At 61.6% G+C, this 19,588-nt stretch carries 17 protein-coding genes; 7 read left to right on the top strand and 10 right to left on the bottom strand.

The window, feature by feature from the left end:
- Window positions 1–2 precede the first annotated feature (2 nt).
- On the top strand, window positions 3–1,379 hold the full coding sequence (locus AB4Z13_RS06100; protein WP_439014466.1) for a glutamine synthetase family protein: 1,377 nt from the start codon (window positions 3–5) through the stop codon (window positions 1,377–1,379).
- A 163-nt stretch (window positions 1,380–1,542) separates the two neighbouring features.
- On the top strand, window positions 1,543–3,321 hold the full coding sequence (locus tag AB4Z13_RS06095; RefSeq protein ID WP_439014465.1) for a diguanylate cyclase: 1,779 nt from the start codon (window positions 1,543–1,545) through the stop codon (window positions 3,319–3,321).
- A 3-nt stretch (window positions 3,322–3,324) separates the two neighbouring features.
- Here the strand turns inward: AB4Z13_RS06095 and AB4Z13_RS06090 are convergent, their stop codons facing one another.
- Window positions 3,325–4,269, bottom strand: coding sequence for a diacylglycerol/lipid kinase family protein (locus tag AB4Z13_RS06090; RefSeq protein WP_439014464.1), 945 nt, complete (start codon window positions 4,267–4,269; stop codon window positions 3,325–3,327).
- 302 nt (window positions 4,270–4,571) lie between these two features.
- Here AB4Z13_RS06090 and AB4Z13_RS06085 point away from each other — a divergent pair, with 302 nt between their 5' ends.
- Entirely contained in the window at window positions 4,572–5,804 is a 1,233-nt protein-coding gene (locus AB4Z13_RS06085) for an MFS transporter (RefSeq protein ID WP_439014463.1), read from the top strand.
- Window positions 5,805–6,018: 214 nt separating this feature from the next.
- Here AB4Z13_RS06085 and AB4Z13_RS06080 read toward each other — a convergent pair whose 3' ends face one another.
- Window positions 6,019–6,444, bottom strand: coding sequence for a winged helix-turn-helix transcriptional regulator (locus AB4Z13_RS06080; protein ID WP_439014462.1), 426 nt, complete (start codon window positions 6,442–6,444; stop codon window positions 6,019–6,021).
- A 104-nt stretch (window positions 6,445–6,548) separates the two neighbouring features.
- On the opposite strand from AB4Z13_RS06080, the gene AB4Z13_RS06075 reads away from it, so the two are divergent.
- Together AB4Z13_RS06075 and mgtE are read left to right on the top strand one after the other, a co-directional pair.
- Window positions 6,549–7,562 carry a zinc-binding alcohol dehydrogenase family protein gene (locus tag AB4Z13_RS06075; protein WP_439014460.1) on the top strand — a complete coding sequence of 338 codons (1,014 nt, stop codon included), beginning with the start codon at window positions 6,549–6,551 and terminating at the stop codon, window positions 7,560–7,562.
- Window positions 7,563–7,878: 316 nt separating this feature from the next.
- Complete coding sequence (gene mgtE, locus AB4Z13_RS06070; protein ID WP_113324186.1) at window positions 7,879–9,252, top strand: magnesium transporter; 1,374 nt, start codon at window positions 7,879–7,881, stop codon at window positions 9,250–9,252.
- A 316-nt stretch (window positions 9,253–9,568) separates the two neighbouring features.
- Here the strand turns inward: mgtE and AB4Z13_RS06065 are convergent, their stop codons facing one another.
- The 5 genes from AB4Z13_RS06065 to AB4Z13_RS06045 form a co-directional block, all read right to left on the bottom strand.
- Window positions 9,569–10,381: an ABC transporter ATP-binding protein gene (locus tag AB4Z13_RS06065; RefSeq protein ID WP_113324187.1), complete on the bottom strand. Its 813-nt coding sequence runs from the start codon at window positions 10,379–10,381 to the stop codon at window positions 9,569–9,571.
- Window positions 10,378–11,382 (bottom strand): iron ABC transporter permease, encoded by a 1,005-nt coding sequence (locus AB4Z13_RS06060; RefSeq protein WP_113324188.1) that lies wholly within the window; start codon window positions 11,380–11,382, stop codon window positions 10,378–10,380. The genes AB4Z13_RS06065 and AB4Z13_RS06060 overlap by 4 nt, the downstream gene beginning before the upstream one ends.
- A complete protein-coding gene (locus AB4Z13_RS06055; RefSeq protein WP_439014459.1) occupies window positions 11,379–12,392 on the bottom strand; it encodes a FecCD family ABC transporter permease in 1,014 nt (337 codons plus the stop codon). Before AB4Z13_RS06055 ends, AB4Z13_RS06060 begins: the two co-directional genes overlap by 4 nt.
- Before the next feature lie 6 nt (window positions 12,393–12,398).
- Window positions 12,399–13,331 (bottom strand): ABC transporter substrate-binding protein, encoded by a 933-nt coding sequence (locus AB4Z13_RS06050; RefSeq protein ID WP_439014458.1) that lies wholly within the window; start codon window positions 13,329–13,331, stop codon window positions 12,399–12,401.
- A gap of 133 nt (window positions 13,332–13,464) precedes the next feature.
- Complete coding sequence (locus AB4Z13_RS06045) at window positions 13,465–13,938, bottom strand: Lrp/AsnC family transcriptional regulator (protein ID WP_037071926.1); 474 nt, start codon at window positions 13,936–13,938, stop codon at window positions 13,465–13,467.
- A 144-nt stretch (window positions 13,939–14,082) separates the two neighbouring features.
- On the opposite strand from AB4Z13_RS06045, the gene AB4Z13_RS06040 reads away from it, so the two are divergent.
- Window positions 14,083–14,988 carry a DMT family transporter gene (locus AB4Z13_RS06040; protein ID WP_439014457.1) on the top strand — a complete coding sequence of 302 codons (906 nt, stop codon included), beginning with the start codon at window positions 14,083–14,085 and terminating at the stop codon, window positions 14,986–14,988.
- 78 nt (window positions 14,989–15,066) lie between these two features.
- Here AB4Z13_RS06040 and AB4Z13_RS06035 read toward each other — a convergent pair whose 3' ends face one another.
- Both AB4Z13_RS06035 and AB4Z13_RS06030 read right to left on the bottom strand, forming a co-directional pair.
- Complete coding sequence (locus AB4Z13_RS06035; protein ID WP_439014456.1) at window positions 15,067–15,687, bottom strand: L,D-transpeptidase; 621 nt, start codon at window positions 15,685–15,687, stop codon at window positions 15,067–15,069.
- 230 nt (window positions 15,688–15,917) lie between these two features.
- A complete protein-coding gene (locus tag AB4Z13_RS06030; protein WP_439014455.1) occupies window positions 15,918–17,582 on the bottom strand; it encodes an electron transfer flavoprotein-ubiquinone oxidoreductase in 1,665 nt (554 codons plus the stop codon).
- Window positions 17,583–17,837: 255 nt separating this feature from the next.
- On the opposite strand from AB4Z13_RS06030, the gene AB4Z13_RS06025 reads away from it, so the two are divergent.
- Window positions 17,838–18,626 carry an SDR family oxidoreductase gene (locus tag AB4Z13_RS06025; RefSeq protein WP_007825239.1) on the top strand — a complete coding sequence of 263 codons (789 nt, stop codon included), beginning with the start codon at window positions 17,838–17,840 and terminating at the stop codon, window positions 18,624–18,626.
- A gap of 9 nt (window positions 18,627–18,635) precedes the next feature.
- Here the strand turns inward: AB4Z13_RS06025 and AB4Z13_RS06020 are convergent, their stop codons facing one another.
- Window positions 18,636–19,505 carry a phosphotransferase family protein gene (locus AB4Z13_RS06020; protein WP_439014454.1) on the bottom strand — a complete coding sequence of 290 codons (870 nt, stop codon included), beginning with the start codon at window positions 19,503–19,505 and terminating at the stop codon, window positions 18,636–18,638.
- Between the last annotated feature and the right edge of the window lie 83 nt (window positions 19,506–19,588).

Below are 19,588 nucleotides of genomic sequence, written 5' to 3'. Positions count from 1 at the left end.
CCTTGGCCTTCTGCGAGAGGATTTTCAAGGTCATGGCGAGCAAGGGCAAAGAGGCTGGAGAGGGCGATCCGCGTTTCGAGATCCTGGTTGTCGGCATGAATGGCGATCTGCGCGGCAAGCAACTGCCGCTTTCGGCCGAAAAGAAAGTCTGGGCTGGCGACATCCGCCTGCCGACCTCCACGCAGTCGCTCGATATCTGGGGCGATGACAATGACGACATCACCGGCCTGTCGCTGACAATCGGCGACCCCGACGGCAATGTCATTCCCGACAAGCGCAGCCTGACGCCGATGCCCTGGGCGCCCGAGGGATCGATGCAGGTGCTTGCCATGATGCATGAATTCGACGGCAGCCGCAGCTTCATGGATCCGCGCAGCATTCTCGCTTCCGTGCTTGAACGCTATGCCGAACGCGGGCTGACGCCCGTCGTCGCGACCGAGCTGGAATTTTATGTGGTTGAGGAGAACTGGCGCGAGACGGGCATTCCCTCCCCGCCTGCAAGCCTCACCTATCGCGGCAATCCGAACGGCTTCCAGCTCTACGACATGAGCGCCGTCGATGCACTCGACGACTACCTGCAGACGCTGCGCGCCTACGCCAAGGCGATGAACCTGCCGGCGGAGGCAACGACGGCGGAATTCGGGCCCGGCCAGTTCGAGGTCAACCTGCTGCACCGGCCCGATGCGCTGGCTGCGGCCGACGACTGCCTCTACCTGAAACGCGTTGCCGAACAGGCGGCGCGCAAGCACGGGCTGAAATCGACCTGCATGGCCAAGCCCTATTCGGACCAGGCGGGATCGGGTCTGCATGTGCATGCCAGCATCATCGACAGGGATGGCAACAATATCCTCGATGCCAAGGGCGGCGAGCCGACACTTCTGAAATCGGTGACGGCAGGCATGCTGCAGACCATGCAGGAGGCGCAGCTCGTCTTCGCCCCCTTTGCCAATTCCTATCGCCGCTTCCAGCCGGGCTCGTTTGCGCCGACCGATCTGACCTGGGGTAGCGGGCATCGCGGCACGGCAATCCGCATTCCTGATAGCAACGGGCCGGCGGCGCGCATCGAGCACCGCGTGGCGGGTGCAGATGCCAATCCCTATCTGCTGCTGGCGACGATCCTCGGCGGCATGCTGCTCGGCCTCGACGGAGATCTCGATCCCGGCGAGGAAACGACGCCCGCCTATACGCCACCGGGCGCGAAGCGTCTGACGCATGATTTCCTGACGGCGGTCGAGGCCTTCCGGCAGTCGGCATTTATCGCCAATATCTTCAGCGATAAGTATCGAAAGTTGTATGGTGATACGAAGTACAAGGAAGCAATAGCGTACCTGCGCACCGTGTCGGATTTCGACTATCGCACCTATCTTGCGCGCCTCTAGTTAATAGAGCCCGTCACATAACTTTCACTTAGACGCTTTTCTTAACCCTGTTGGCATTATCGATTATCTATACTCGAAATCGGTAATATATGCCCGATATCAGCATATTCAATAAACCGGCAACGGCGCCGGATTGGATGACGAGTTGAAAGGGATCGGTTTGATGAACCGCATCACTCTTGAGGGAAAGCTGCTCTTTGCGACCGTCATCGTGGCGTTTCTGACCCTCATTCTGACAGCCAGCGCTCTCATTCCGACTTATGAAAGCTACCGCTCCACCAATAACAATCTGCTGGCTGTAGAGCGCTTCCGCCAGGTTCTGGAAGCGGCGAGCCGCATGTCGGCGGAGCGCGGACCGGCCAACGACATCATGGCGATAGAGCCAAATAGCAGCGCGCCCGCAACAGAGCGTTTAAAGGTCTTCCGGCGCATCAGCGATCTCTCGCTCGAGGCGCTCGATGAGCCGCCCGAAGTCGATCTATCCTCCTCGCTTCCCGATCTCCAGGGGGCGCTCTCTGAGACAAGGGCGCAGCTTCGCAGGGCTCGCCAAGCCGTCGACCGCGTTGCCGCAACACCGCTCGCCGACCGCGAGCCCGGCGATGTGCAAAACGCGATCGGCGAAATGATCGAGGTGATCGAAACATTCCAGCATGTCGTCGACTGGCACATAGCCGCTTTCACCACCCGCCGGTCGGAACTGACCGCGCCATTCCTGACGGGGCGGATGATCAGCGACATGCGCGAATATGGGGGCCGGGCCGCCTCGCAGATCATGGGTCCGATTGCCACCCGCCAGCCTTTACGCGACAGCCATATCACCGACGCGAACCGCACCATTGGCCGGCTTCTGGAACTGCGTGCGCTGATGCAGGGCCAGAAAATCGTCAGCGATCACGAGGCGCTCTCTGCGCAGCTCATGAAGGATGTCGATACGATCTTTTTCGGGTCTGGCCTCGAACTCGTCAAGATATTGATCGAGCAAGGCAAGATCTCGGGGGACTATTCGGTTTCCGCAGTTGACCTGACACGCGACTATGTTCCGACGCTGCAGCCGCTGGAGCGGCTGCGTACGGTCTTTCTCGACGATGTGGTGAAGCGCTACCGGACCCAGCACTACGCCGCTTCCTATCGCCTGGCGGTCATCGCTGTGATCACGGCCTCCGCTCTTGCGGTGCTGTTTACGCTCTTCCGCTCCATCCGCCTGCACATGCTCGGTCCGCTGCTGACGGCACGACGCCAGATCATCGCGCTCGCAGACGGCAGTCCCGCGACCGACCTGGAGACGATCTCCAAGGCGCCGGAGATGCGCAGCCTGTTCGAGGCGCTGGAATTGCTGCGCGGCAAGCTGGACGAACGGGCCGAATATGAGGCCCGCCTGAAGATGCAGGCCGAAAAGGACGGGCTGACCGGTGTCTGGAACCGCCGGGCGCTGGAAGGCTTCGGCAATGCCCCTTCGGAGCGCGAGGAAGATGTCTGCCTGATGCTGATCGATATCGATCACTTCAAGACGGTGAACGACACCTATGGCCATCTGACGGGCGACGCCGTGCTCATCGAAATCGCCACCCTGCTGCAGGGCGCGATGCGTCCGACGGACATCGTCGCGCGCTATGGGGGCGAGGAATTCGCCGTTCTCGTTTCCACATCCGATCTTTCGAACACCTTGGATTTTGCCGAAGAACTTCGCAGCCGCATTCAGGCGCATGTCATCCGTGACGCGGAAACCGGCGTCGCTCTCTCGATCACTGTCAGCATCGGCGTCGCCTCCGGCGCCTGTGGTGCTGAAGGCTGGCGACAGCTCATCGCATCAGCCGACGAAGCGCTGTACTGCGCCAAGAAGAAGGGGCGCAATCGCACCTGTGTTTTCGGCGACGAGGCGGACCGGGATATCGTCGAAAGCGCTCTCATTCCTTTCAGGGCCAGACGCTCCGCTTCGTTCTGAAAATCACGCGGCCGGTTCGCGCCGCTCCCTCTCGCCTTCCTGCGCGGCCAATCCCTGCTTGACCAGCACCTTCAATTCGCCCGGATGCAGCTTGACGGTGACATCGCGCTCCAGCGGCAGAAGCTCGCCATCCATCACGCAGTTCGCCTTGGCGCGCAACTTCGGGAAGTGCAGATGCACCTCGGCCGGATGCAGGACCATGACCGCATCGTTTTCCCGGAATCTGCCGCGCAGCATGTCGATCGCCAACCGTGCGACGCCGAGCGGTTTCAGCGGTTTTGCCGTGTAGAAGCCGAGTTCGCCGCTGCGCAGATTGTCGGCATAGAGCAGCGCGTTTTCGCCGAAGGGGTTGTTGGAGACTGATATCGCCGAGACGCGTCGGGTCTCCTTCATGCCGGCCGCCTCGAACTCGACCTCGAATTCCGGCGGGTTGAAGACGACGCCGAAGGCAGCGCGAGTGCTGGCGCCCATCTTTCCGAGGCGGGAGCGGTAGCTGTAGGAATTGCGGTAGCGCACCATGCGCGCATGCAGGCCGGCGGAGAACTGGTGGATGAACGGCCTTCCGTTGGCGCTGGCAATATCGATATTGTCGACTTCGCCGAAAGCCAGCACATCGAGCGCCTGCCAGATATCGAGCGGCACTTTCAGGGAGCGGGCAAAGAGGTTCATGGTGCCGGCCGGCACGACGCCGAGCGCCACGCCGTTCTTCCAGGCAATCGATGCGGCCGCCGAAATGGTGCCGTCGCCGCCGCCGGCGACGATGCCGTCGATGTCGTCGCGCCGTGCGGCCCGTTCCATGGCGGGAACGATCTCGTTGCCGGAGAAGACGATGGCATCGAAATCATGGCCGGCTTCGCGGAAGACTTCTTCCGCGCGTTTCTCATAAGCCTGCATGTCCGTCGTTCTGAAGGTACCGCCGTCGCGATTGAAAAAACCGACGAGCTTCATGAGGTGCCTGTTCCTATCCCGCTATCCATGCCCTCAAGAAATGGTTGACGCACCTGCGATTTCAAGCCGGATGGTTTTCCGGGTCACATCGCCGAAACGCAAATATTGCAATGGACGTATGCAGATAGCAGGACGCTGCACTGCAAAAAAAGCACTCGACGCTTCCGGTTTCCCGTTCAATAGATGGGATATTGGAGATCATATCTCCGCCCCCCGCCATTTCTGCCCACCAATTGCAAATGACCGGCCCTGCGCGTCCCGCCAGCGGCCGTCGCCAAGCTTAGATCCTCCGAGGACCGCCCGTGAGCCAGGTTGCCGTCAACGATTCTATCGATGCTTCTATCGATTCCGGGCCGGAGGCAGCGCTTCCCTCGGCCATGACCGTTGCCCTGGTCCAACTCGCACTTGCCGCTGGCGGCTTCGGCATCGGCACCGGTGAATTCGCGATCATGGGCCTACTGCCGAATGTGGCCGATACTTTCTCGGTCACGACCCCGCAGGCAGGTTATGTCATCAGCGCCTATGCGCTCGGCGTCGTCATCGGCGCACCGGTCATTGCCGTGCTCGCCGCCAAGATGGCGCGGCGCACGCTGCTGCTCTGCCTCATGCTGCTCTTTGCCGTCGGCAACATCCTGAGCGCCGTCGCACCGACCTTTGAGAGCTTCGCGGTGCTGCGCTTCATCACCGGCCTGCCGCATGGCGCCTATTTCGGCGTGGCAGCGCTCGTCGCCGCCTCCATGGTGCCGGTGCATCGCCGCGCACGGGCCGTCGGCCGGGTCATGCTCGGCCTGACGGTCGCAACTCTGCTCGGCACGCCGCTGACGACCTTCTTCGGCCAGGCGCTCGACTGGCAGGTCGCCTTCCTCACCGTCGGCATCATCGGTCTGTTGACGGTCGCCCTCATCTGGTTCTACGTGCCGCATGACAAGGTCGCCGAAGGGGCGAGTGCGCTGCGCGAACTCAGCGCCTTCCGTCGTCCGCAAATCCTGCTGACGCTCGCCATCGCCGCTGTCGGTTATGGCGGCATGTTTGCCATGTTCAGCTATATCGCCTCGACGACGACGCAGGTGGCGATGCTGCCGGAGACGGCCGTTGCGCTCATGCTCGTGCTGTTCGGTGTCGGTATGAATGCCGGCAATGTCATCGGCTCGTGGCTGGCGGACAAATCGCTGCTCGGCACGATCGGCGGTTCGCTGGTCTATAATATCGTCGTGCTGACGATGTTCTCGCTGACTGCCGCCAACCCCTACATGCTCGGGCTTTGCGTCTTCCTCGTCGGCTGCGGTTTTGCGGCGGGCCCGGCGCTGCAGACGCGCCTGATGGATGTTGCGGCCGATGCGCAGACGCTGGCCGCCGCTTCCAACCACTCTGCCTTCAACATCGCCAACGCACTCGGCGCCTGGCTCGGCGGTCTCGTCATTGCCTGGGGTTACGGTTTTGCGGCGACCGGCTATGTCGGCGCCGTCCTGTCCTTCCTCGGCCTCTTCGTCTTTGCGGCGTCGCTACGCTTGGAGCTCCGCAGCCGGAACGCTTAGAGCCTTTCCCGGTTATATTGCAGCATTCTGCCGGAGCAGGTTTTCGTCAGGGCAGAAGCGATTGGCGAAGGGCATACCCTGGGGTATGTCCGAGCCGATCGCTTCTGATCCTGGCGGAAAGATGCCCGGCCCTTCGGGTTGGCTGAAACGGGCCGGCTGATCGACCGGCCGGCTTGGCCGTAGATCTGGGCTACGACGCGCGCCGGCCGGTCGATCATCCGACTCCGTTTGAGCCAACAGAATGCTGCAATATAACCGGGAAAGGCTCTAACGCCTTTGCGATACGCAGCTCCCGTCCCTCCGGGCTGCAGAAGACGAATTCATCGCCCCAGGCGGCAAGCGCCCGGATGACCGGTTTCAGCGTGGAGCCGAGCGGTGTCAGCGCATATTCGACGCGCGGCGGCACGACCGGGTAAACAGTTCGTGAGATCACGCCGGATTCTTCCAGCTCGCGCAGCTGCTTCGTCAGCATGCGCTGGGTGATGGCAGGCAGATGGCGTCTCAGCTCGTTGAAGCGCAAAGTCTTGTCCATCAGGTGGAAAAGGATCACGCCCTTCCACTTTCCATCGAGATAAGTCAGCGTCGCTTCCACCGGGCAACCCGGGAAATTCTCGATCAGTTTGGCGCGCGGGCGTGACATTTACAGTATCCTTTTTGGTACTACGTACAGAATTTGTGCATTCTTGCGTTGCCGGAACATAGGTCGCATCTAGCTCTCGTACAACAGACACAGGAGTTACCAAGATGCGCGCCGTCGCCTACAAGACCCCACAGCCAATTGCCGCCGAAACCTCGCTGATCGATGTCGAACTGCCCACACCCGAGGCCAAGGGCCACGACCTGCTCGTCGAGATCAGGGCGGTCTCCGTCAACCCCGTCGATGTGAAGGTGCGCGCCAACATGGCGCCGCCCGCCGATGAGCTGAAAGTGCTCGGCTTCGATGCCGCCGGCATCGTCAAGGCCGTCGGTTCCGATGTGACGCTGTTTACGCCAGGCGATGAAGTCTTCTATTCCGGCGTCATCAATCGCCCCGGCTCGAATGCCGAGTTCCAGCTCGTCGACGAACGCATCGTCGGCAGGAAACCGAAGACTCTCGACTTCGCCGCTGCGGCCGCCCTGCCGCTGACATCCATCACCGCTTACGAAGCCTTGTTCGACCGCCTGCGCGTCACCGATCCGGTCCCAGGTGCTGCCCCTGCCGTGCTCATCATCGGTGGTGCGGGCGGTGTCGGCTCGATCGCTATCCAGGTCGCCCGCGCGCTGACGGACCTCACCGTTATCGCCACAGCCTCGCGTCCGGAAACGCAGAACTGGGTGAAGGAGCTTGGCGCCCATCACGTCATCGATCATTCGCAGCCGATCGCGCCGCAGGTCGCAGCACTCGGCATCGGCGCGCCGGGCTTCATCTTCTCGACGACGAATACGGACAAGCATGTCGCCGATATTGTCGAAGCGCTCGCGCCGCAAGGCCGGTTCGCACTGATCGACGACCCTAAGACCTTCGATATCGTTCCCTTCAAGCGCAAGGCCGCTTCGGTCCACTGGGAACTGATGTTCACCCGCCCACTCTTCGGCACGCCCGACATGATCGAGCAGCACAAGATCCTGAACAGGATTTCCGAGCTTGTCGATGCCGGCAAAATCCGCACGACGCTGTCGGAAACCGTCGGTGCGATCAACGCCACGAACCTGAAAAAGGCGCATGCCATGGTCGAAAGCGGCAGGATGAAGGGCAAGGTCGTTCTCGCCGGATTCTGAGGTTTTCGAGGTCGAAAATCCGCCTTTTCCGACGCTCGAAATATTGCGTAAAGGATGCTGACCTATAATGCCGCGCCGAGGGTGCGGCATTCTGGCGTTAAGCATTTAAGCAGCTTGACTTTTTCCGCATTCGAGACCACCTAGTGTGACACGTGGATGACGTACGTCGTGCACGGATATCAACGGAGCCATCATCACGATGCCAAGCGACAGTAGCAGTCGATTGCCTTTGCCGTACGCGGCCTTCGTGCGCTGACCTGGTTGCTCCGGGCTCGCCCGATCGGACGCTACGGCGGATCGACGGAAAGGCGAGCCAATGAATATCAATCGCTTCCCTCTGCGGGCCGGCTATGCCGCCCGTGCGTTCATGAATAACAGCCGTGTTGCGTCCATCGCCGAGCGCGTGGAATCTCTGAACGGGCTTGCCCCGGCTGAAGCCGGCCGCATCCTCTCGCGGATGCCGCAGGAATATGCCGTCAACATTCTCGACCGTCCGGAGCTGCGCAACGCACCGGCCATTCTGGCGCTGATGGACAGTGCGGATTCGGCCCGGCTGCTGCACGGCATGTCGAACGACCGCGTCGCCGACGTCCTGCTGGAACTCGACATCGATGACCGCGTACGCCTGTTCTCCAGCCTGGAAGAACCCGTCCGCGTCGCCATCCAGCATCTGATGGGCTATCCGCCGCGCACGGCCGGCAGCATCATGACGACGGAATTCGTCAGCGTGCCCGATGACTGGACGATCGCCCAGACATTGGACCATGTCCGGCAGGTCGAACGCTCGCGCGAAACCGTCTATGCGATCTATGTGCTGGATCATAATTCCGGCGTGCTGCTGCATGTCGTCACGCTGCGCCGCCTGATCACCGGCGAGCCCGATGCCTCGATCCTGTCTGTTGCCCAGAAGGGCACGCCGGTTTCGGCCAATGCGCTGATGAAGCAGGAAGATGTCGCGCGGCTGATCCGCAAGCATGACCTCCTGGCACTGCCCGTCGTCGACGATCACGGCATGGTGCTCGGCATCGTCACGGTCGATGACGTGATCGACACGATGATAGCTGATACGACCGAAGCCGCGCAGAAATTCGGCGGTATGGAAGCGCTCGGCAAGCCCTATATGAAGATCAGCTTCGGCGGCATGATCCGCAAGCGTGCAGGCTGGCTCTGCGCCCTCTTCCTCGGCGAAATGCTGACGGCAAGCGCCATGCAGCATTTCGAAGGCGAGCTGGAAAAGGCCGTCGTGCTGACGCTCTTCATTCCGCTGATCATGAGCTCCGGCGGTAATTCCGGTTCGCAGGCAACCTCGCTCATCATCCGGGCGCTTGCCGTCGGCGAGTTGAAGCTGACGGACTGGTGGCGAGTGCTGCTGCGCGAACTGCCGACAGGCATCGTGCTCGGCGCCATTCTCGGGCTTGTCGGCCTGCTGCGCGTGATCTTCTGGCAGACTGCCGGGCTCTATGATTACGGCCCGCATTGGCAGCTGGTCGGCCTGACGGTCTTTGCCGCATTGGTCGGTATCGTCACCTTCGGCTCCATATCGGGTTCGATGCTGCCGTTCATCTTGCAGAAGCTGCGGCTCGATCCGGCAACGGCATCGGCTCCGTTCGTCGCCACGCTGGTCGATGTGACCGGGCTCGTCATCTATTTCTCAGTGGCGCTGCTGATCCTCAGCGGGACGCTGCTGTAGATCCTGCTTCAGATTTCAGGCCGGTCGGCCTGAAATCATCCGCATCCAGAGCTTTGTTCTGATGCAATTCCGGACGAGGCCCTCAGTGCCTGCATAGGATGCATAAGATGCATAGGCAGTTTTCCACTGCTCTATAGGAAATGTCAGATACACACCTGTCATGTCACCATCTGACATTTCCCACACGGCGTATGGAAAATCCTATGCAAGTTATGCATCCTATGCACCCTATCAATGATCTGGCTGGCTCTGCGCAAGAACAGCTCCATCCCATCACCTCAACGCAAAATCGCTGCACATTTTTGTTGGAATGGCTCTAACGTTCGACGAAGGGGAGGCAGAGTGGTGTCCCATCAACGGGATGGGATATCACGACGGCGTCGATGCCGAAGACTGCGCGAATGAGCTCCGGCTTCAGAAGATCGGCAGGGCTGCCTGCCGCGTGAATGCCGCCATCGGCGACCGCGATGATGTGGTCGGCATATTGGGCGGCATGATTGAGATCGTGGACGACCATGACGATGGTGCGTCCACTCTTCTCGTTCAATTCCTTCAACAGTTCCAGAACTTCCAGCTGATGGGCGATGTCGAGATAGGTCGTCGGCTCGTCCAGCAGCAGGATCGGCGTTTCCTGCGCCAGCGCCATGGCGATCCAGGCGCGCTGGCGCTGGCCGCCGGAGAGGCGGTCGAGCGGGCGCTCGGCGAGACCGGTCAGGCCGGTCGCGGCCAGCGATGCCTCGACGATCTGCTCGTCACGGCGCGTCGTGCGCGACAACATGCCCTTGTGCGGATGGCGTCCGAAGCGGCAGAGCTGGCGCACTGTGAGACCATCGGGTGAAACAGGGCTTTGCGGCAGGAGCGCCAGCGTCTGCGCAATCGTCTTGCCGGGCATGGCGGCGATCGCCTTGCCGTCCAGCGTCACGGTGCCGCCGAGCGGCTGGATGATGCGGCCGAGCGCGCGCAGCAGCGTCGATTTACCGGAGCCGTTGGCGCCGATCAGGGCGGTGATCTTGCCGTCGGGGATCGTGACATCGACATGATCGAGAACCTTGATCGCGGCATAACCGAGCGTCAGGTCCTGCGCGGACAGGCGCGAATGGGCGGCATCAATCATACCTGCATCAGTCATGGGCGGCCTGCCTCCTTGATCAGCAGGAAAATGAGATAGGGACCGCCGATCACGGCAGCGACGATGCCGGCCGGGATCTCGTTCGGCAGGGCAACTAGCCGGCCGATCAGGTCAGCAGCGGAAAGCGTCAGGGCGCCGATCAGGGCGCTTACTGGCACCATGTGGCGGGCGCGCGGGCCGGCGAGCAGCCGGGCGGCATGCGGTGACAACAGGCCGAGGAAGCCCATGCTGCCGACGGCGGCGACGCTGCCGGCGCAGAGCAGCACCGAGACGACGATGAGGCCGCCGCGCAGGAGACCGGGCGAGATACCCAGGCTCGTCAACGTATCGTCGCCGAAACCGCCGGCATCAAGCCGGATGGTGGCGATCAGCACGAAAGGCAGACAGGCGAGAAGCCAGAGCGAGAGAGCGACCACATCGGTCATCGTCGAGCCATAGACGCTGCCGGCAAGCCAGACCATCGACTGGTCAGCGCGGGTCGGCACGAGCACCATGACATATTGCATCAACGCCTGGGCCAGCATGCCGAGGGCGACGCCGACGAGCGCCAATGCCGCTATGCCGCCACCGAAGCTGCGGCCGATCGCAAGCAGCACCAAAGCGCCGGCAACCGCGCCAGCGATGACACCTGATGGAATGGCCCAGACGGCCCAGGCCGGCGGGGTGAAGAGACCGGCGAGGAAGGCGCCGAGGCCGGCCCATTTGGTGATGCCGACCACATCGGGCGAGGCCAGCGGATTGCGCAGCGCACCTTGCAGGAAGGTGCCGGCAATGCCGAGCGAGGCCCCGGCGAGGATGGAAACGATGACGCGCGGGGCGCGGTACTGCATGACGATGAAGGCGCTCTTGCCGCCGGCGATACCATCCAGCACCTGGGCGACCGACAGGGTCACGGCGCCGATCGTCATGCCGAGCACGGCAATGATGAGGATGAGAACAGCGACGACGAGGCAGACGCTTGCCGCACGCAGGCTCTTCGATGGCAAGGCCGCACTGGTCATTTTGCCCTCTGCCGCCAGAGGATGGCAACGAAAGCCGGTGCGCCGATCAGCGCCGTCACGATGCCGACAGGGGTTTCGGCCGGAAAAGCGGCGACGCGGCCCACGAGATCGGCGGCAGTCAGGAGCAACGGGCCGGCGATGGCGCTCAGCACAATCACTGTCAGCTGGTCGTTGCCGGCGAGACGCCGCACGATATGTGGCACCAGCAGGCCGATGAAGCCAATCGGGCCGCTGACGGCGACGGCGGAGCCGGCGAGAATGACGATCAGCATTGCAGCAAGGCCGCCGACACGCCGGGCATTCTGGCCAAGCGAAACACCGGTGGTCTCATCGAGCGCCAGCACCCCGAAATGACGACCGGCGATGAGGGCGATCCCCCCGCCGAGAAGCGTGAAGGGCAGTATGATCCAGACCTTGCTCCATTGCGCGCCATTGATGGAGCCGGCAAGCCAATAGACGATATCCTGACCGGCATTGTTGGCAACGAGGATCGCCTGCACGAGGGCGGCAAGCACGAGCTGGATGGAGATGCCAGCAAGGGCCAGCTTCATCTCGTTCATGGCGCCCGATACCGACAGTGCCCACATGGCGAGACCTACGGCAGCCGCGCCAATGAAGGCCGGCCAGACCGTGCCGCCGGCACTCAGGCCGGGCATGGCGATGAGAGAGATGACGATGACCAGTGAGGCCCCGGCATTGATGCCGAAGGTCTGTGGCGAAGCGAGCGAATTGCGGGTCAGCGTCTGGATCAGCACGCCTGCAATTGCGAGATTGGCGCCGACCAGCATGGCGAGCATTGCCCGCGGCAGGCGCACATCCCAGACCAGCGCGCTATCCGGCGAGCCGTCGGGTGCAAACAGCAGATGAAGCGCGCGGGCGACCGGCAACTCGGAGACGCCGAAGGAAATGCCGGCGAGAATAACCATGGCGAGCGCCAGCAACAGGCAGAATGCCAGCAGCACGGGGCTGCCGGTTTCATGCCGCATGGCTGCGCCGCCTTTTGTCGTCATTGGCGCTTATCCGGCCTGATAGACCTTGGCGAGGATTTCGCGAGCGATCATCTCTGCCGTCGTCAACCCGCGGAAACGGGAAAACTGGTTGCGGTCGACCTGAAAGACCATGCCGGTTTTCACCGCCGCAATGTTGTTGAAGGCGGTGTTGCTCTTCCACTGGTCGAACACGGTGGCGCCGGCGTCGGTCGCGACCAAAAATACGTCCGGATTGACGGCGACGAGACGCTCGATCCCTGCCCCGCTTTCCACGGCATCGCTGGAATCGATCGCCGGCGTCAAGCCCATGGCCTTGAAGACGGAACCGGTGAAGGAGGAGGAGCTATGCAGGCTCATGGAATCGGGATTGGCGACGGCGAGCAGGAAGCGGCGCTTTTCGCCGGCCGGGATCTTTGCGACCAGTCCGGCGATGACGGCCTCATGGGCGGCGAGCGCCTGTTCACCCTTCGCCTTTTCACCCAGGGCATCGGCGATGGTTATGACCGAAGATTTGATAGTCTCGTAGCTGCCTTCCCAGCTGTTCAGCACGATGGTCGGCGCAATGGCACTCAATTGTTCGTAGATCGCCGAATGGCGGAGTTCATCGGCAATGATGAGATCGGGCGTCAGGGCGGCGACGAGCTCGAGATTGGGCTCCAGCCGCGTGCCGACCGAGCTGTAGTCGATCTTCTTGCCGAGAAGCTGTTCGATACGCTTCGGCTGGTTGTCGTCGGTAATGCCAACCGGCACGACATCGACCGCATTCAGCGCCTGCACGAAGGAGAATTCGAGGGCGACGACACGCTGCGGCTTGCCGGAGATTTCGGTAGTGCCGAGCTCGTGTTTGATCGTGCGCTTGTCATCATCGGCAAAGGCAAGGCTCGGTACGGCAGCAACCGCACCAGCCGAGAGCAACAGGCCGAACTGGCGGCGCGACAGCGGAATATCAAAAACGCTCACGGCAAATGTCCTCATACTGAAATGATCACCGGCCCTCACACCGGATGAGACACCCGCTACAGAAGTGAAGTGAATTTTTCAAGTAAAGTTTACAAAAACAATCACCTTATTGGGATGCCTTGTTGGGGGCGCGTCAGTTGCGCTCGGGCAGCTTCAGCGGTCCATGCGTCTTGATGCTGCGAATGGCGAAATTCGAGCGGATATCGGTGACATTCGGCAGGGTCAGCAGCGTCTCCGTCAATAGCCGCTCATAGGCCGAGAGGTCTTCGACCACGACTTCCGCCAGGAAATCGGCCGTGCCCGAGATCAGGAAACAGGAGACGATTTCGGGGATGGCGAGCAGTGCCGCCTGCTGGGCCTCGGAATTCTCCTTGCTGTGACGGGCAACCTTGAATTCGACGAAGACGGTGAGGCCGAGCCCGACCTCCTTGCGATCAATATCGGCTGTGTAGCGGCGGATGACGCCGAGCTTTTCGAGATTGCGGATACGGCGCAGGCAGGGTGATGGCGAGAGGTTCACCTTCTCGGCGATCTCGACATTGGTGGCGCGGGCATCCTCCTGCAGGCATTTCAGGATGGCAATATCGAACTTATCGAGATTTGGCATATTTGCGAAATCCATCAACATGAATTGGCAGATCATTGCGCATAACACGTTTTTTGAGCCACAGATAGCAAGGACATGCCTCGGCTTCCGGCGCTAAAGTTCTTTTCAACCGGATGGCATCCGGATGGAGGAAAGGACAGGACGATGAGCACGATCGCATTTTCAAACGAGAAATCGCCTTCGCAGACACTGGGTTATGCCGCCGGCACGATCACCGTGCTGATCTGGTCGACATGGTTTCTGGCAACCCGCCACAGCGCTGCAACGCCGCTCGGTTCCATCGATATCGGGCTCATCCGCTTCGGCATTCCGGCGCTCGTTCTCTCACCGGTCTGGCTGCGCACCGGGCTCTTGCCTAAGGGCCTTCCGCTTCACCTGCTGGCGATCATGGTCGCCGGCTGCGGTGCGATCTTCTTCCTGGTGACGACGCTTGCCATTCATTCGACGCCAGCCGCCTCGTCGGGCATCCTGCTCGGCGGCTCCATGCCGCTTGCCACCGCCTTGATCGGCGTTCTGCTGTTCGGCGAACGGCCGGATGCCACGCGGATTGCCGGGCTGCTCGCGATCGTCGCCGGTGTGCTGATCCTGCTCGTTCGCAGCCTTGCCGATGCTTCCCTGCCCTGGACGAGCTTCGTGCTGCTGCCATCAGGCGCCGTTCTCTGGGCAAGCTATACACATGCCTTCCGCCGTTCGGGCCTGACCGCCATCCAGGCCAGCGCGCTGATCGCCATCTGGTCCTTCCTGATCATGGCCGTCCTTGCGCTGGTCTTCGGCATTTCGCTGCCGCAGGCCCCTCTTCCGGAAATCGGCCTGCAGGTTCTGAGCCAGGGCATTCTTTCCGGCCTCGTTGCCATGGTCGCCTACGGCACGGCGGTGCGCACCCTCGGCGGAACGCAGGCTGCGGCTTTCACCGCGCTGACGCCGGTGCTTGCGACACTCGGCGGCGGCTTCCTGCTGGGCGAGCAGATGGGTCTTGCCGAAATCAGCGCGGCCGTGATCACTGGCATCGGTGTCGCGCTCTCGACCGGTATTGCCGCCAAGCGCCGCTGAGCATCCACCAAAAACAAAAGCCGCCGACAGCGATCCGCTGCGGCGGCTTTTGCATGCCTATCGTTCGGGCTTGGGGGTTCAGGCTGTCGCCTGGATGACGACGACCTTGGCACCGACTTCGACGCGGCTGTAGAGGTCGATCACATCGTGGTTCATCATGCGGATGCAGCCGCTTGACATGGCAAGGCCGATCGATTGCGGCTGGTTGGTGCCGTGGATGCGAAAATGCGTGTCGTTGCCGCCGCGATAGAGATACATGGCGCGCGCACCCAGCGGATTGTTCGGGCCGCCCGGCATGCCGCCGGCGAGCTTGCGATAGCGCTCCTCGCGACGCTGCATGTTTTCCGTCGGCGTCCAGCTCGGCCATTCCGCCTTGCGGCCGACATAGGCATTGCCGGCGAAGGCCAGCCCCTCACGACCGACACCGACGCCATAGCGCATCGCCCTGCCGTCACCGAGGATATAATAGGCGCGCCGTATCGGGGTATCGACGACGACAGTGCCCGGCGCAAAGCTGCCCTCATAGGCAACTTCGGTGCGGCGCAGCTCCGGCTTGATCTGATCGATCGGCACCTGTCGCAGCGGAAATTTCTCATCCGGAAGTGCGGCATAATTCGTCTGGCTGTTCAGAGTGGTCGAAGAGCAACCGGCGACAAATAGGGGCAGAGCGATCAGAAAGCCCCGGCGCGAGATCGTCATGAATGTGTCCTTAACGCGTCAAGAAGATGTCGCAAGCTAAGGAGATTATGGTTAATGAAATGATAAACGGGCGCGGCAGAAAGAGATAACGAATGTGTTATCAGGTATAGGCGGCGCATTGCTCGGCGCAGCTTTCAATACTACTCGCCAGTGCAAGATATTGATCTGCGGCAAGATTTTTCCGGGGTCATTCCGGCGCCGGGTTTACGGCGCCGAACAACCGCGCGGCCTCACATATTCGGATAGACCGGCCCCTCGCCACCCTGCGGCGGCACCCAGTTAATGTTCTGGTTGGGGTCCTTGATGTCGCAGGTCTTGCAGTGGACGCAGTTCTGCGCGTTGATGACGAAGGTCTCTTGGCCGTCCTTTTCCACCCATTCATAGACGCCGGCCGGACAGTAACGCGCCGACGGGCCGGCATAGATGTCATGTTCGGACGATTTCTGCAGGGCCATGTCCTTCACCTGGAGATGGACCGGCTGATCCTCCTCATGGTTGGTGTTCGACAGGAAGACGGAGGACAGGCGGTCGAAGGTGAGCACACCATCCGGCTTCGGATAATCGATCTTCTTGTGCTGTGAAGCCGGCTCCAGCGAGGCTGCGTCGGTCTTGCCATGACCAAGCGTGCCGAAGAAGGAGAAGCCGAAGAGCTGGTTGGTCCACATGTCGAGACCGCCAAGGGCGACGCCCAAGGCTGTGCCGAACTTCGACCATAGCGGCTTGACGTTGCGCACGCGCTTCAGGTCCTTGCCGATATCGCTCTTGCGCCAGTCGGTTTCGATCTCGGCTACTTCGTCATTGGCGCGGCCGGCAGCAATCGCCTCGGCGATGCGGTCGGCGGCCATCATGCCCGAGAGCACGGCATTGTGGCTGCCCTTGATGCGCGGCACGTTGACGAAGCCCGCCGAACAGCCGATCAGCGCGCCGCCCGGGAAGGAGAGCTTCGGCACCGACTGATAGCCGCCCTCGGTGATGGCACGCGCGCCATAGGAGAGGCGCTTGCCGCCCTCGAACGTGCCGCGGATCGCCGGATGCGTCTTGAAGCGCTGGAATTCCTCGAAGGGATAGAGATAGGGGTTCTTGTAGTTCAGGTGGATAACGAAGCCGACGGCGACAAGATTGTCTTCCAGGTGATAGAGGAAGGAGCCACCGCCGGTGGACATATCAAGCGGCCAGCCGAAGGAGTGCTGCACCAGGCCGCGGCGGTGGTTTTCCGGCTTGACCTCCCAGAGTTCCTTGATGCCGATGCCGAATTTCTGGGGTTGGCGGCCGCTCGAAAGATCGAACTTGGCAATCAGCTGCTTGGCGAGCGAGCCGCGCACGCCCTCTCCAACAAGCACATATTTGCCCATGAGAGCCATGCCACGCGCATAGTTCGGGCCGGGCTCGCCGTTCTTCTCGATACCCATGTCGCCGGTCGCGACACCGATGACAGCGCCCTCATCATTGTAGAGCATTTCGGTCGCGGCAAAGCCTGGATAGATCTCGACGCCGAGTTCTTCGGCCTTGGTCGCCAGCCAGCGACAGACATTTCCGAGCGAGACGATATAATTGCCGTGATTGCTCATCAGCGGCGGCATCATGATGTTCGGCAGGCGGATGGAACCGGCGGGGCCGAGCAGCAGGAAGTGATCGGCATTGACCTCGGTCTTGAAGGGGTGGTCAGCCTCCGTGCGCCAGCCTGGAAGCAGGCGATCGATGCCGATGGGGTCGACAACGGCGCCGGAGAGGATATGAGCGCCGACTTCGGAACCCTTCTCCAATACCACGACCGACAGTTCCGGATTGACCTGTTTCAGGCGGATGGCGGCTGAAAGGCCGGCGGGACCGGCGCCGACGATCACCACGTCGAATTCCATGCTCTCGCGTTCCGGCAGCTCAGTCATTTCGGTCATCCATCCGTCTCCGCTCGGCCCTCTCAAGGCCGTTCATCCCCATTCCTGAGGTACTCTCTTGTCAAAACCGGAAAACATTGTCGAGCCGGGAAGCGACAGCCAATCCTCCAATTCGCACAATGATGTTCCTCCGCACAGAAGATTATATGACGCTTACGTTAACGTCAATTATTGGAGTACCGTGAAAGCGGTCTTCGCGCTTTTCTTTCACGGGACTTGCGCCCTATAGAAAGGGCACAGGAAATGGAGGAAATCATGGATCTCGGCATCAAGGGCAAACGCGCACTCGTACTGGCTTCCTCGCGCGGCCTCGGGCTCGGCATTGCGAAGGCGCTGGCGCAGGAAGGGGCAAACGTTCTTCTCTGCGGGCGCAGCGGCGAGCAGCTGGACGCCAATTGCAAGGCGATCAATGAGCAAGGAAATGGCCGGGCCGACTGGATCTGGGCCGACCTTTCCGAGGACAATTTCATCGCGAGCGTAACGGCTGCCGTGCAGGAGAAATTCGGCGGGCTCGATATTCTCGTCAACAATACCGGCGGCCCGACGCCCGGCACGACCGAGGACATGTCGCCGGAAAAGCTCGAAACCTATTTTCTCTCCATGGTCGCGCGCGTCATCACGCTGACCAACGCCCTGCTGCCCGGCATGAAGGCGCAGGGCTGGGGCCGCATCCTGACAGTCGCCTCGTCAGGGGTGATCGAACCGATCGCCAATCTGGCACTGTCGAACACGCTGCGCCCGGCCCTTGCCGGCTGGAGTAAGACGCTCGCATCGGAAGTGGCCGGCCATGGCATTACCACCAACCTGCTTCTGCCCGGCAGCATTCTCACCGCACGGCTCGACGATCTCGACGGCGCGGCCGCCAAACGGACCGGCAAGAGCGTCGAGGAGATTCGCGTGGAGAAGGAAGCGCGCATTCCGGTCGGGCGGTACGGCAAGGTGGAGGAATTCGCCGCAACGGCGGCCTTCCTCTGCAGCCAGCCGGCAAGCTACATCACCGGATCGCTGATCCGTTGCGACGGGGGTGCTGCGCGCTCCGTCTGAGCAACTGCATCATCCAGCAGCGGCCCATGCTTTGACGCTGTCGATCATCTCGCCGGCATAGGTCGGATCGTCTGCAAATTCTGCGAGTTCCGACAGGCGGTGGAAGCCGGTGAGGATAGCGATGCGCCAGCGGTCGAGCCGGCGGCCGGTCAGCATCTCGTAGGCCGAGACGATGCGTGATGTCAGATCGGGCGAGATGAAGTTCGAATAGATGAACTCCTGATGCAGCGGGCCGAAGCCTGAATCCGAGAAATCATAGAGGCCGTTCAGCCTGCCCTCAGCATGGTCGAACGCCATATTCCAGCCATGACCGTCGAAGAAGCCGTAAATGACCCCGTAAGGATCTGGCGGTAAAGCAATGAAATCCCAGATAATCCTTTCTGCATAACTTACCAGCTCGGACGACAGCAGCGGTAGCGCCTTTTCCCGCACCGCGTCAGGTGATTGCCAAGGCAGGATCGGTCCGGCGCCGAGCGCGCGCAGGCGGTCGGCATCGAGAGCATGCAGTTCGGCATAGAAGCGGGCGAGATCGTCGCCGAGGCGCTGGCGGGCCGCTTCCGGCAGACGCTCGTAATCGCCGGCGATGAGATGTTCGCCCCGGATCTTGGCATGGTTGGAGAAGATCGGCGGGCCGTCATGGATGCGCATATCGGGAACCGCCATCGACAGCGACGGCCTGATGATGCCGAGAAGGGCCGCCTCTTTGACCAGTGCCCTCTCCGCGGCCAGATCGCGCGGGAACTTGAAGATCAGCCTGTCATCCACATCGATGGCTATCGAATCCCAACCCTTCGTCGCGAGCCGGAAAACGGAGGCCGTAAGCTCCGGAAAGATGTTGGTGATGAGTGAACGAAATTCACCGGCATTCAACTCGGCCATGACCGTCTGCCTCTGCGTTTTCCAGATTCTAACCCGCGCACAGGACCTGCAATTCGGAGCAAATAGTGTTCGCCAATACAGCC

The organism is Rhizobium sp. YAF28 (assembly GCF_052113285.1).
In the GTDB taxonomy this organism is placed as follows: Bacteria; Pseudomonadota; Alphaproteobacteria; order Rhizobiales; family Rhizobiaceae; genus Rhizobium.
The sequence above is the reverse complement of the archived record's forward strand: the minus strand, read 5'-3'. Positions and strand labels throughout refer to the sequence as shown.